The 12,613-nt window shown below is 72.0% G+C and carries 11 protein-coding genes; 6 read left to right on the top strand and 5 right to left on the bottom strand.

Features of this window, described 5'->3' with window-relative positions; all coding sequences use genetic code 11:
* The first annotated feature begins 16 nt into the window (after positions 1-16).
* From AC5L36_RS08970 to AC5L36_RS08950, 5 genes are read left to right on the top strand one after another with little or no spacing between them, the layout of a single operon-like run.
* The gene (locus AC5L36_RS08970) at positions 17-838 is read left to right on the top strand and encodes a 2-amino-3,7-dideoxy-D-threo-hept-6-ulosonate synthase (protein WP_441217134.1); all 822 of its coding nucleotides are present in this window, start codon (positions 17-19) and stop codon (positions 836-838) included.
* A gap of 26 nt (positions 839-864) precedes the next feature.
* The gene (locus tag AC5L36_RS08965) at positions 865-1,971 is read left to right on the top strand and encodes a 3-dehydroquinate synthase II family protein (RefSeq protein ID WP_441217133.1); all 1,107 of its coding nucleotides are present in this window, start codon (positions 865-867) and stop codon (positions 1,969-1,971) included.
* Positions 1,971-3,113, top strand: a complete 1,143-nt coding sequence (locus tag AC5L36_RS08960; RefSeq protein WP_441217132.1) for an NAD(P)/FAD-dependent oxidoreductase — start codon at positions 1,971-1,973, stop codon at positions 3,111-3,113. The genes AC5L36_RS08965 and AC5L36_RS08960 overlap by 1 nt, the downstream gene beginning before the upstream one ends.
* Positions 3,110-3,973 carry an SDR family oxidoreductase gene (locus AC5L36_RS08955; protein WP_441217131.1) on the top strand — a complete coding sequence of 288 codons (864 nt, stop codon included), beginning with the start codon at positions 3,110-3,112 and terminating at the stop codon, positions 3,971-3,973. Before AC5L36_RS08960 ends, AC5L36_RS08955 begins: the two co-directional genes overlap by 4 nt.
* A 22-nt stretch (positions 3,974-3,995) precedes the next feature.
* The gene (locus AC5L36_RS08950) at positions 3,996-4,895 is read left to right on the top strand and encodes an NAD-dependent epimerase/dehydratase family protein (protein ID WP_441217130.1); all 900 of its coding nucleotides are present in this window, start codon (positions 3,996-3,998) and stop codon (positions 4,893-4,895) included.
* On the opposite strand, the gene AC5L36_RS08945 is transcribed toward AC5L36_RS08950, so the two are convergent.
* The 5 genes from AC5L36_RS08945 to AC5L36_RS08925 form a co-directional block, all read right to left on the bottom strand.
* Complete coding sequence (locus AC5L36_RS08945) at positions 4,870-7,899, bottom strand: ATP-binding protein (protein WP_441217170.1); 3,030 nt, start codon at positions 7,897-7,899, stop codon at positions 4,870-4,872. The two genes, AC5L36_RS08950 and AC5L36_RS08945, sit on opposite strands and share 26 nt — an antisense overlap.
* A 159-nt stretch (positions 7,900-8,058) precedes the next feature.
* Positions 8,059-9,114: a nitronate monooxygenase gene (locus tag AC5L36_RS08940; protein WP_441217129.1), complete on the bottom strand. Its 1,056-nt coding sequence runs from the start codon at positions 9,112-9,114 to the stop codon at positions 8,059-8,061.
* 67 nt (positions 9,115-9,181) lie between these two features.
* Positions 9,182-9,499, bottom strand: coding sequence for a DMT family transporter (locus AC5L36_RS08935; protein ID WP_441217128.1), 318 nt, complete (start codon positions 9,497-9,499; stop codon positions 9,182-9,184).
* Between the two features lie 36 nt (positions 9,500-9,535).
* Positions 9,536-10,276 carry an SDR family NAD(P)-dependent oxidoreductase gene (locus tag AC5L36_RS08930; RefSeq protein WP_441217127.1) on the bottom strand — a complete coding sequence of 247 codons (741 nt, stop codon included), beginning with the start codon at positions 10,274-10,276 and terminating at the stop codon, positions 9,536-9,538.
* Between the two features lie 29 nt (positions 10,277-10,305).
* Positions 10,306-11,934, bottom strand: a complete 1,629-nt coding sequence (locus tag AC5L36_RS08925) for an FAD-binding oxidoreductase (protein ID WP_441217126.1) — start codon at positions 11,932-11,934, stop codon at positions 10,306-10,308.
* A gap of 173 nt (positions 11,935-12,107) precedes the next feature.
* Here AC5L36_RS08925 and AC5L36_RS08920 point away from each other — a divergent pair, with 173 nt between their 5' ends.
* Positions 12,108-12,590 carry a quercetin 2,3-dioxygenase gene (locus tag AC5L36_RS08920; RefSeq protein ID WP_441217125.1) on the top strand — a complete coding sequence of 161 codons (483 nt, stop codon included), beginning with the start codon at positions 12,108-12,110 and terminating at the stop codon, positions 12,588-12,590.
* The last annotated feature ends 23 nt before the right edge of the window (positions 12,591-12,613 follow it).

Raw genomic sequence — 12,613 nt, 5'->3', positions numbered from 1 at the left:
CGGAAGGGGCTCCCTCATGCCCGTCAGCTTCGCGGTCGGTGCGCAGATCCGCCTGCACCGGCTCTTTCGCCACGGCGACGACCGCCTGCTCGTCGTCCCGCTCGACCACTCGGTGTCGGACGGACCCATCGCCCCGGCGGGCGGGCTGCCGGCGCTGGTGCGCCAGCTCGCCGGCAACGGGGTGGACACCGTCGTGCTGCACCGGGGCAGCGTGCGCGAGATCGACCCGGGCATCTTCCGCGACATCGCGCTGATCGTCCACCTCAGCGCCAGTACGAAGCACGCCCCCGACCCGGACGGCAAGTTTCTCGTGGCCGACATCGACTGCGCGCTGCGCCTGGGTGCCGACGCGGTGAGCGTGCACGTCAACCTCGGGTCGCGGGAGGAGGCGCGGCAGATCGCCGACCTCGCCCGGACCGCCGACAGCTGCGACCGGTGGGGCGTCCCGCTGCTGGCGATGATGTACCCGCGCGGCCCGCGCATCGCCGACCCGCGCGATCCGGAGCTGGTGGCCCACGCCGCCTCGCTCGCCGCCGATCTCGGCGCCCACATCGTCAAGGTGCCGTACACGCGGTCGGTCGCGGAGATGGCCTTCGTGATCCGATCCTGCCCGATCCCGGTCGTGGTGGCCGGCGGGCCGAAGCGCGACGACACCGAGAGCGTTTTGTCCTATGTAGACGAGGTAATGCGTGCCGGCGCCGCCGGGCTGGCGATGGGGCGCAACGTCTTTCAAGCACCGGATCCGGGCGCCCGGGCCCGGGCAGTGGCGGACCTTGTACACGCCGGATCTCCCCGCACGCTCCAGCCGGAGCTGCACCTGACCGGAAACCGGACTTGACCGACGACACCCCCAGGAGGACCACTGTGGACAAACTCTGCTGGATTGACATCCGCGACGCCGGTGAGGCCAAGGCCGCGATCGTAGCCGAGGCGATCCACCACCGTCTCGACGCCGTACTCGCCGACGACGTGGCCGACCTCGAACCGCTGCCGCCGACCGTCCGCAAAGTGCTCTTCCCACAGCACCGCGCGCTGCCCGAAGACCTGTCCACGGTGGACATCGTCATCGTCGACCCGGCGGAGCACGGCGAGCCGGCCGAGCTGAGCCTGCGCCACCCGGACGTCCGGTTTGGCCGCTACGTCGAGATCGTGGACGCGGCCACCCTCGACGACGCCTGCGCGGCCGCCCGCACCGACCCGTTCTGCCTGCTGAAGTTCCGCGACCCCACGAAGATCCCGCTGGAGATCGTGATCGCCTCGGCCGCCAAGGCAACCGGCAGCATGATCACCCAGGTCGCCGACGTCACCGAGGCGGAGATCGTGTTCGGCGTGCTGGAGCACGGCTCGGACGGCGTGCTGCTCGCACCCACCGGCGTCGGCCAGGCCACCAAGCTGGCTCAGATCGCCGAGACCAAGGCACCGCACCTCGACCTCGTGGAGCTCGAAGTGGTGCGGACCACGCACGTCGGCATGGGCGAGCGGGCCTGCGTCGACACCTGCACGCACTTCCGCCCGGACGAGGGGATGCTCGTCGGCTCGCACTCCAAGGGCATGGTGCTGTGCGTGAGCGAGACGCACCCATTGCCGTACATGCCGACCCGCCCTTTCCGGGTCAACGCCGGTGCGATCCACTCGTACACCCTCTCCGCCAACGGCCGCACCAACTACCTCAGCGAGCTGACCTCGGGCGGCAAGGTGCTCGCCGTCGACGTCAAGGGCGAGACCCGCGAGGTCACGGTGGGCCGCGTGAAGATCGAGTCGAGGCCGTTGCTCTCCGTCGACGCGGTCGCGCCGAACGGGACGGTGGTCAACCTGATCCTCCAGGACGACTGGCACGTGCGGGTGCTCGGGCCGGGCGGGACCGTGCTCAACAGCACCGAGCTCAAGCCCGGCGACCGCCTGCTCGGCTACCTGCCGGCCGAGGACCGCCACGTCGGCCACCCCATCACCGAGTTCTGCCTGGAGAAGTGATGAGTTCGTCCAATGGGGACCTTCGCCGTCCGCTGGACGTGGCGGTGATCGGGGCCGGCGTGCTCGGGCTCGCCACGACCGACGCCCTGACGCGCCGCGGCGCCGACGTGCTCTGCTTCGACGGCCGGCCGCCGGGCAGCGGCCAGTCCGGCGGTCTCACCCGCACCTTCCGCCACCGGCACGACCACGAGGACACGGTCGCGCTCGCCGTCGCCGCGCGGCAGCGGTACCGCTCCTGGGAGGAGCGGTACGGGCGCCGGCTGATCGGCGACGAGGGCGCGGTCTACGCCGGCATGGGCCCGGCCGACGTGGCGGCGCTGGCCCGGCGGGGCGTACCGCACCACTTCGTCTCCGCCGACCGGCACCGCGAGGTCTTCGCCGCGCTCGGCCCGGTCGACGGTCCGCTGCTGGTGGACCCCGGCGCGGGCGCCATCCGGGCGCGGCGCACCATCGCGGCGCTGACGGAGTGGACGCGCGGCCGGGTGGTGATGGCCGACGTGCACTGCGTGACCGATCCCGGTGACGGGCGCGGCATCGAGATACAGACGCACGAGGCCATCTACCGCGCGCGGCACGTGGTGATCTGCGCCGGCACCGCCACACCCAAGCTGGCCTCCGGCGTCGGCCTGCGGATACCGCTGCACTGCGCCCTGCACGCCCGGCCGCACTACCAGGTGCGCCCGGAGGCCATCGGCGGCCCGCTGCCGTGTTGGGTCGACCGCTCCGGCGCCAACGGCGAGATGGTGTACGGCTCGCCGATCGGCCGCACCGGCCAGTACGTCGTCGGCCTCATCGGCGACGGCGTCGACATAGCCCTCACCGACGAGGGAGCGCTGCCCGCCGGACGCACGATGGACGAGCACGTCCGGCGGGTCAGCGCCTACGTGCGGCGGGCATTGCCCGGCCTGGAGCCGACACCGGTCGGGGTGCGGGTCTGCGTGATGAGCAAGCTGCCCGCCGGCAGCGACTCCTTCGGCGGCTGGCACACCGACGGCGTCACGGCCTCGACCGGTCACAACCTCTTCAAGCTGGCGCCGGTGCTGGGTGAGCTGCTGGCCGACGCGGCACAGCACAACCGGCTGCCGGTGGAACTGGAGCGGGCGGGTGAGCGGGCGCTGGCGACCAGCGGGTCGCCGCGATGATCGCGCTCACCGGGGCGACCGGGACCGTGGGCCAGGCGCTGGTAAAGGAACTCGCCGCCGCCGGCCTCCGGCCCCGGCTCCTGGTCCGCGGCCGGTCCGTCCGGCTCGGCGCGGTCGCCGGCCTCGGCGACCCCGTGCCGATCGACCTCAGCCGGCCGCAGACCATGCCGACGGCGCTGGCCGGGGTACGGCGGCTGTTCCTGCTCACCCCGTTCAGCCCGCAGCAGGACGAGTGGCAGGTGTCGCTGGTGGAGGCGGCCGCGCGGGCCGGCGTCACGCATGTCGTCAAGCTCTCCTCGCTGGGCGCGGACGAGTCGGCCGACGCGCTGGTGCAGCGCCAGCACGGGCGTGGCGACCGGGCGCTGGCCGATTCCGGGCTGCGGCACGTGGTGCTGCGGCCCAACGCCTTCGCCCAGAACGCCGCGCAGTGGCTGGGCACCGTCGCCGAGCGGGACGCGATCGTCATGCCCACCGGCGACGCCCGGGTCAGCATGATCGACGCCCGGGACATCGCGGCGGTCGCGGCGCGGCTGCTCATCTGGCCGCCGAAGGACCAGGCGGCGCGTTTCGACCTGACCGGCCCGCACGCGTTGAGCTACGCCGAGATGGCCGAGCACCTCTCCAAGGTGGCCGGCCGGACCATCCGGCACCTCGACGTGCGGCCGGAGGAGGCGGAACGGGCGATGCTGGCGGCGGGCCAGCCGGAGTGGGCGGTCCGCGCCCGGTTGGAGCTCTACGGCACGTACCGAGCCGGGCAGGCGGAGGTGGTCACCACCGCCGTGCGGGATCTGACCGGACGCCCGCCGCGCACCTTCGACGTGGTGGCCGAGGAACTGGCCGATCGACTGCGCCGCCCGTGAACGTCTACTGTGGAGGACGTCGATGAAGACGCTCGTCGTCGGCGGGACCGGCGTGCTCGGCCGCCACCTGGTGCCGCTGCTGCTGGCCCGGGGACACGAGGTGCTCGTGCTCTCCCCGGGCCGGCGGGCGGACTCGCTGCCGCCGGCGGCCGGACACGTGACGGTGAGCCTGTTGGAGCCGCGGGCGGCCACCGTGCTGGACCGGCTGCTGCCCGACTACGACGCCGCCGTCAACGTCGCCACCGCGATACCGCACGACCCGAGCCAGCCCGACGCCTGGAAGGCGAACACGCTGGTGCGCGTGCAGGGCACCCGGACCCTCGTCGACGCCGTCCGCCGGGCCGGTGTGCCCCGCCTGGTGCAGATGAGCATCACCATGGCGTACCAGGACGGCGGCGACGGCTGGCTCGACGAGTCGGCGCCGTTCGATCCGGCCCTGGAGCGCGCGGCCGTGGTGGCACCGATCCGCGCGCTCGAAGCGACCGTCCGCCAGATTCCGCCGGCGCGGACCCGCTGGACGCTCCTGCGCGGCGCGCGCTTCGTCGGACCCGGTACGGTCCAGGACCAGCAGCGGGCCGACCTGCGCGCCGGCCGGCTGCCGGTGACCGGTGACGGCCGGCGGTTCGTCTCGCTGGTCAACGTGCGCGACTTCGCGGCCGCGGTCGTCGCGGCCACCGAGGCCGGCCTGCCGGGAGCGGTGCTCAACATCTCCGACGAGCCGATCCGGGTCGCCGACTACCTCGACCGCCTCGCCCTGCTCTGCGGCGCGCCGCCCCCGCGCCGTGCCCCCGACGAGGCACCCGACCTGCCCTCGCAACGGGTCCTCGCCGAGAGCGCCAGGCAACTGCTGGGCTGGCGCCCGGAGCACGGCATCTGGCCGACCGACCAGGCCCCGATCAGCTTGCCCGGCCGTCGCGGATGAGCACCCGTCGGGCCAGCTCGACCCGGCTCTTGACACCGAGCTTGGCGAAGCTGTGCCGCAGATGACTGTCCACAGTGTGCGGTGACAGGAAGAGGTGCTCGGCCACCTCGCGGTTGGTCAACCCCTCGGCCACGAGCCGGACCACCCGGAGCTCCGACTCGGTCAGGCTTTCCCACCCGGAGTTGCGCCCGACCGAGCCCGGCCGCATCCGGAACCGCACGCCCAGCGCGCGCATCCCTCGCTGCGCCCGGGCGGCGTCCCGCTTGGCGCCGCAGTCCGCGTAGAGCCGCAGCGCCTGCTTCATCAGCTCGACCGCGGTCGAACGGTGTCCCGCCCCGCCCTCCAGCATCGCGAGGTCTTCCAGCCCCGCGGCGGTGGCCAGCGGCCGGGGTCCGGTGCGAAAGGCGTCGACGGCGGCGCGGAGGGAGTCGATGTCCCGGTGCAACAGGCCCTCGGTGTGTGCGGCGGTGCCGGCCAGCGACGGCACGCCGCTGTTGCGGTCGGCGATCTGCCGCGCGGTTGTGGACATCGCCTCGGCCAGCTCCAGGTCACCACCCGCGATGGCCATGCGGGCCACGCGCGGACCGGCGGTCGGGTCGCGGGTGAGCAGCGCGGTGCGCAGGCGGGCGTCGGAAGCCAGCGGCGCGATCGACCGCAGGGCTTCGGCCGGCGGCTCACCGACGGCTTCGCGCAGCTGTGCGTCCGTCCAGGCCACGTCGTCGGCGCCGGCCGTGTGCCCGTCCGCGACGATCTGCCGCGCCCGCCGCAGGTACTCCGTGGCGGCGGCGATGTCGTCGCGCTGGATGGCGAGCTGCGCCAGGATGGTGAGCAGCGGCAGGCTTTTGGCCGGGGCGCAGAGCTGCTCGGTCACCCGGATTCCGGTCTCCGCTTCGGTGACCGCGTCGTCCAGCCGCCCGGCCGCGATGCGCAGCGTGGTCCGGTGGTGATACCAGCGCGGCTGGGCCCAGGTGGTGCCGAGGCGGTCGGCCTCGCGCTGGTCGGCTACCAGCGCCGCGTCCGCCTCCTCGAACTGGTCGACCGCGGTCAGCGCGGCGGCCAGCCAGAGCCGCGGATGCCGCCGGCGGCTTTCCCCACCGACCCGGTCGGTGATCCGCACCGCGTCCGAGCCGAGGCTGACCGCGGCCTCCAGGTCGCCGCGCATCCGCGCGCCCACGCTGCGCGCGGAGATGCCGCAGACCAGGGCGGCGTACTCGCCGGTGGACGCGCCCAACGCGGCCGCCGCCGCCCCGGCCTCGTCGGCGGCGGCGTCGTTCATGTCGTCGAGCAGCGCGAACGCCTGGATGGCGAGCAGCTCGGCCCGGATCGGGTCGGTCTCGGCCACCCGTGCGATGGCACGCGACGTGTACTGCACCACCTCGGCGCTGTGCCCCATGACGTTGGCCGCCTCGGCCAGCCCGAGCAACAGCTCCAGCTCGTCGTCGGGCTCCAGCCCGGCGTGCAGGGCGCCCTCGCCCAGCCTGGTCGCCTCCACGACGCGGCCGGCCAGCGCCAGCAGGCGGACCGCGTCGGCGATCAACCGCGGCCGCGCCGGGTCGTGCTCGCTGATCAGGTCGAGCGTCCGCAGTATCAGGTCGGCGGCGGTATTGGGCGCGGTCGGCGCGATCTGGGTCATCGCCTGACGCAGCACGCTCACCGCCAGCGCGTCGTTGTGGCCGCCGGCCCGCACCAGGTGCTCGACCACCTCGACCGGCGAGCGCCCCTCCTGCTGCACGACCGAGGCGGCCTCGCGGTGCAGCGCCCGGCGGACCGGGCCGGGCAGCCGGTTGTAGCGCGCCTCGCGGATCAGGTCGTGGCGGAACGCCAGCTCCGCGCCGTCGTCGACGAGGATCGCCGCGGACACCGCCTCCTGCACGGTCGGCAGCAGCTCGATCGCCGACTGCTCCAGCAGCCCGGCCACCTCGTGCACGGAGAACGGCCGGCCCAGCACGGCACCGGCGTCCAGCAGCCGGCGGGCCGGCTCGGACAGGTCGCGCAGGCGCTGGTCGACGGCGGTCAGGAAGTCGTCGGTGAGCTCGTCGCCGACCAGCGTCGCGGTGCCGCCCGTGACCCTCACCTGCCCGGCGCTGCACAGCGTGGTGAGCAGCTGTTCGAGCAGAAAAGGGTTGCCGCCACTGCGGTGCGCGGTGGCCAGCACGCTCGCGTCGGGTGTGGCGCCGAGCAGCGTGGTGCACAGCTCGAAGACCGCGTCGTCTTCCAGCGGTCGCAGCTCGTGCCGCGTCGCACCCTCACTGATCAGCCAGTCGATGGCCTCCTGCGCGTATCCGCGGGTCGGTGCCGGCCGGCGGGACAGCAGCCACAGCACGGGGGAGGAGGAGAGCTCGGGCACCAGTATGCGCAGCGCGAGCGCGGTCAGCTCGTCCGCCCAGTGCGCGTCGTCCAGCACCACAAGCAGGCTCCGCGAGCGCACGTAGTGTTCGATCCGCTCGCCGATCCGGTCGATCCACCATTGCGGGTTTTGGTCAGCCTCGTCGATACCGGAGATATCCAGACCGCTGGGCGCGACGGACTGGAGCAGACTGCGCATGGTGGTCAGCGGCGCGGCGAAGTGCAGCTCGATCGCCCGGGCCGCGGCCACCGTCACGCCGGCCGCGCCGGCCGCCTCAGCGGCGGCCTCGAGTAGGCGACTCTTACCGATCCCGGCGGCACCCTCCAGCACGACGCAGCCACCGGCGCCCCGAGCCGTCTCGCGCAGCGCCCGGTGCAGCTCGAACAACAGCGACTCCCGGCCCACGAGTGGGCTGGACTTATGCTGGGGACGCGTCCACGCCGGCCATCCTACCCGCCACCTGTTGGTGTTTTCGCGCGGTCTGCGCCGTATCTCCGGTGCAATCGCGGACCAGCGATCATCGTTTGTCGCCTGCTCGGATAGCGGAAGCGCGGCATATTGCCAGATCGACTTCGGCACAGACACGGGTTGACCTTCCGATGCGAGGTAGGGCTCGGGTGGACCGGTTCTCGTGTGAGATTGCGTGGCCACCGCCATCAAGGTTGCGGCGAAGAAGGTAATGCGCACTACCGCAAATGGCGAGGCCTCCGGAAAGCGATCAAAAGAAGCGTATCCGGTCCGTAGCCATACCGCTACATCGATGATTAGCCATCCGTCCGCCGGCGGCGTATGCGCCACCCCATTGGGGACAGTCCGCTAGATCCCGGACGCTATCGCGCCGGCGGCGGCGAGCGCCGCGCGTGCCTCGACGCACAGGCGCCGCACCAGATGCTCCGCGGGGTACGGCTCGGTCAGCGAGTGCGTCTGACCGGCCCAGAGCGCGACGCCCTCGGCGTCGCCGGCCGCCAGCGCGGCCGCCCGCAGGGGCAGCGTCAGATGATCCACCTGGGGGTACGCCGCCGGCGTCGACACGAGCGGGTGACGGTTCATGAAGCCGTTGACGATGCTGCGTCCCCGCCGCCCGGTGAACGCGCGGGTGAACATCGTCTGCCGGGAAGTGCCCAGCACCGCCCGGTGCAGGCGGTCGGTGCCCGCCTCGGGGCAGGACAGGAACGCCGTGCCGATCTGCGCGGCGACCGCCCCCGCGGCGAGCACGGCGGCGAGTGCCGCGCCGTCCGCGACACCACCGGCGCCGATCACCGGCAGGCGGCAGGTGCGCGTGATGAGGCGCAGCAGCGCCAGCAGGCCGTACTCGCCGATGCCGCACACGTCGGTGAAACCACCGCGGTGCCCGCCCGCCTCCACGCCCTGGGCGATCACGGCGTCCGCGCCGACCGCCTCCGCGGCCAGGGCCTCGCTCGGCGTCGTGACGGTGACCAGCACGGTCACCCCGGCCTCGTGCAGGGCGTCGACGACCTCGCCGGAGGGCAGGCCGAACACGAAGGACACCACCGGCACCCCCTCCTGGCGCACCAGCTCCACCTTCTCGGCCAGGTGGTCGTCATCGCCGAAGGGCAGGCCGAGCCCCACGCGCTGCCGGGCCGCTTCGGTACTCAGCTGGTCGGTGTACTCGGCGATGTCGACGTCGAGCGCCGCGCCGCGGACCGGCCAGAAGATGTTGACCCCGAAGGGCGCGTCGGACAGCGCCTTGACTTCGTGGATCTCGGTGCGGACCGCCTCCGGCGTCTTGTAGCCGGCGGCGAGGAAACCGAGCCCGCCCGCCCGGCCGACGGCGGCCACGAGCCCGGGAAGGGACGGCCCGCAGGCCATCGGTGCGGCGATCACCGGCGCCGCGAGGTCACGTACGTCCACCAGCTCACCTCGCGCCGAAAAAGCCCACGCCCGCCGGTCAACCCGGCGGGCACGGGACGTTGCTGACTCAGTTCTCTACGAGACGTAGACCGATAACGCCGATCACGATCATGGCGAGGAATCCCAGCCGCGAAAGCGAGACTTCCTCGCCTAGCAGCACGATCCCGGTGACGGCCACGCCGACCGCGCCGATGCCGACCCATACCGCGTACGCCGTGCCCACCGGCAGCGACTTCAATGCGGCGGTGAGCAACACGAAGCTCAACGCGGAAAAGGAAATGCCGACCACGGAGGGCCAAATCTTGCGAAACCCGTCGGAGTTCTTCAAGGCGATCGCCCAGATGATCTCCAGCAGACCGGCGACTATCAGAATCAACCACGCCATGGCTATGCCATTTCCCTGATCATTCGGTGCGATGCGTCATGCGGCGTAGCCACCGTCGACCGAGAACTGGGCGCCGGTGATCCAGTTGCCGCCCTCCCCGGCGAGGTGGGCGACGGTGGCGGCGATCTCGTCCGGCGTGCCGTACCGCCCCAACGCGGTGAGCAGGCGCTCGGACTCGGCCGCCGGGTCGCTGGCCGGGTTCATCTCGGTGTCCGTCGGGCCCGGGTGGACCAGGTTGACGGTGATGCCGCGCGGGCCGAGGTCACGCGCCAGGCCGCGGGTGAACCCGATCAGCGCGGTCTTGCACAGCGAGTACAGCGTCACGTCCGTCACCGGTACGCGCTCGGCCCAGCAGGACCCGATGCTGATGATCCGCCCACCCTCGCGCATGTGCGGCAGGGCGGCCTGCGCGGCCACGAACGCGGACTTGACGTGGATCGCGAAGGAGGTGTCGATCTCCTCCAGGGTCACCTTGTCGATCGGGCCGTAAGGGAAGTTGCCGGCGTTGTTGACCAGGATGTCGAACCGGCCGAACTCGGCGACCGTGCGCTCGACCGCCGCCACCACCGCCTGCGGGTCCGCGCTGTCGGCCTGGATCGGCAGCCCGCGCCGACCCTCCGCCTTGATCGCGTCCGCTACGGATTTCGCCCGTTCCCCCGTGGTGGCGTAGGTGAGAGCCACATCGGCGCCCTCCTTGGCCAGTCGGGTTGCGATCGCGGCGCCGATGCCGCGGCTGCCGCCGGTGACCAGCGCCACCTTGCCCTCAAGCGTGGACACGTTCTTGCCCTTTCCTCGTGGTGTTTTCGCTACTGCTGACCGGGAAGCCGGATCGACTGGGCGTGCGAGAACACGTTCAGCGGATCCCACGCGGCCTTGACCTGCTGCAAACGCGGGTAGTTGTGCTTGAAGTACAGGTCGTGCCAGGCCACCCCGGTCGAGTTCCAGCGCCGGTCGCTCAGGTCGGCGTCGGCGTAGTTGATGAAGCACCCGTCGGTGACGTTGTTGGGCACCGGAACGCCGCCCGAGTCGGCGTAGACGGCGTGGTAGACGCCCCGGTGGAAGGCGAGGTGCTTTTCGTCGTCCTCCGGGTTGGCCCAGGCGGTGCCCCAGAGCAGCTTCATGACCGAGTCGCGGTGCGAGTCCGCGGTCGCCGACGGGTCGACCGCGTTGACCCTGCCGCCGTAGCCGGCGATCGTCACCACGAAGACCGGGTGGTCGTAGTCGGTCTCGGTGAGGCCCTGGTACAGCGCCGCGATCTGCGCCTCGGTGAACCCGCGCCGGTGGTAGCTGGACATGTACTTGTACCGGTCGGTCGGCGCGTGCATCCAGACCGCCGGCCACCCGGTGGCGTGCAGGTACGGCATCCGGCGGTGCTGCGTCACGGTGGGCTCGACACCGACCCCGTCGTTGACCGCGGCGACGAACGCGCGCAGCCGCCGCTCGGAGTCGGGGGCGGTCGCGTCCATCTGCATGGTCATGCTGAACGGGCCGGCGGCGCGGGTGGTCGGCTCCAGGCGGGCGGTCAGGTCCGCGTACGGCGAGTCGGGGGCGCTGTTGGCCTCGTGCCAGGTGCCGTAGTTGCGGATCAGTTGGGCGAAGCGGTCGGCGGTCATCCCGTCCCAGTCCCACGAGACCGAGCTGATCCACAGCTCGGACGGCGCCGCCGGGAGCAGCCGGGCGGGATCGGTGCCGGTGGCGCCGGGGGAGCGGAACCAGTAGCGCACGGCGATGCCGAAGCTGCCACCGCCACCGCCGGTGTGCGCCCACCAGAGGTCCCGGTTGGGGTCGGACGGGTCGCGGGTGGCCACGACGGCCTGCGCGCGTCCCTGCTGGTCGACGACCACGACTTCGACCGCGTACATGTGGTCGATGATCAAGCCGTGCTTGCGGCTGATCTGGCCGTATCCACCGCCGGGCACGTGCCCTCCGACACCGACCGAGTAGCAGGCGCCGCCGGGCAGGACGACGCCCCACCGCTTGAACAGCGTGTAGTAGAGCTGGCCGAGGCTGGCACCGACCTCGACCTCGACCGCGTTGCGGGTGGGGTCGTAGCGGATGCCCTTCATCTCGGACATGTCGACGATCGTCTTGACCTCGCGGTGGTCGACGAACCCCTCGTAGCAGTGCCCGCCGCTGCGCACCGAGATCCGCCGGCCGGCCCGCACCGCGTCCTGCACCGCCCGGACCACCTGCCCGGTAGTGCGGGGGAGGCAGATCTCGTCGGGGGAGCTGACGAACCGGTTGTTCTGACCACGGGTCAGGCCCGCGTAGCGCGCGTCCCCGCGCCGCACGGTCGTCGGAGCGACCTCGGCGGCGCCGGCGGGTGCCGGTGCGCCGGACGCCTCGGCGCCGGTCGCCAGGGCCGAACCGCCCAGCACCGCACCACTGAGCACGGCCGTGCGGCGCAGCAGTCGTCGACGCGACAACGTGGTCATCTACCAGCCTTTCTCGATCGGGTTGAGTCGCCTCAGCATGTCGGCTCGGGCGGCGCGCTACATCACGTAAGTACGGGATGCTTTATGGCCCCCGACAACGCGTGAAGACGTGATGTGCCGACCGCGCGCGGCGGTCCATCGTTGCCTCGGCGACGTACGAACGGAGGGACATAGTGAGCCTGCACCTGCAAAGTGGTAAGCAAGCGCAGTACGTGCCGGCCGGTGAGGGCCCGAGCGTGTGGACCTTCCTCGGCGACCGGTACACGGTCAAGGCGAGCAAGGAGTCGACCGGCGGTCCCCTCGGCCTGCTCGAGGCCCTGGTGGAGCCGGGCAGTGGCCCGCCGCTGCACATCCACCGCAACGAGGACGAGGCGTTCTACCTGCTGGAGGGTGAGCTGGAGCTCCAGGCGAACGGCGACACGTTCATCGCCCAGCCCGGATCGTTCATCTACATCCCGCGGGGCGCGCCGCACGCCTTCAAGAACGTCAGCGAGTCGACCGTGAAGATGCTCGGGTTCTTTCTGCCCGGCGGGTTCGAGCAGTTCTTCCTCGACATCGGCCACCCGGTGGTGCCGGGCGAGCCGCAGCCGCCGGGAATCGAGTACACCGACGACATCATGCGGAAGTTCGCCGAGTACGGCATGGAAGAGGTTTGAGCCAGTACGGCATGGAAGAGGTG

This window comes from Phytohabitans sp. LZ39 (assembly GCF_059359075.1).
This window is presented reverse-complemented; position numbering and strand designations above follow the sequence as displayed.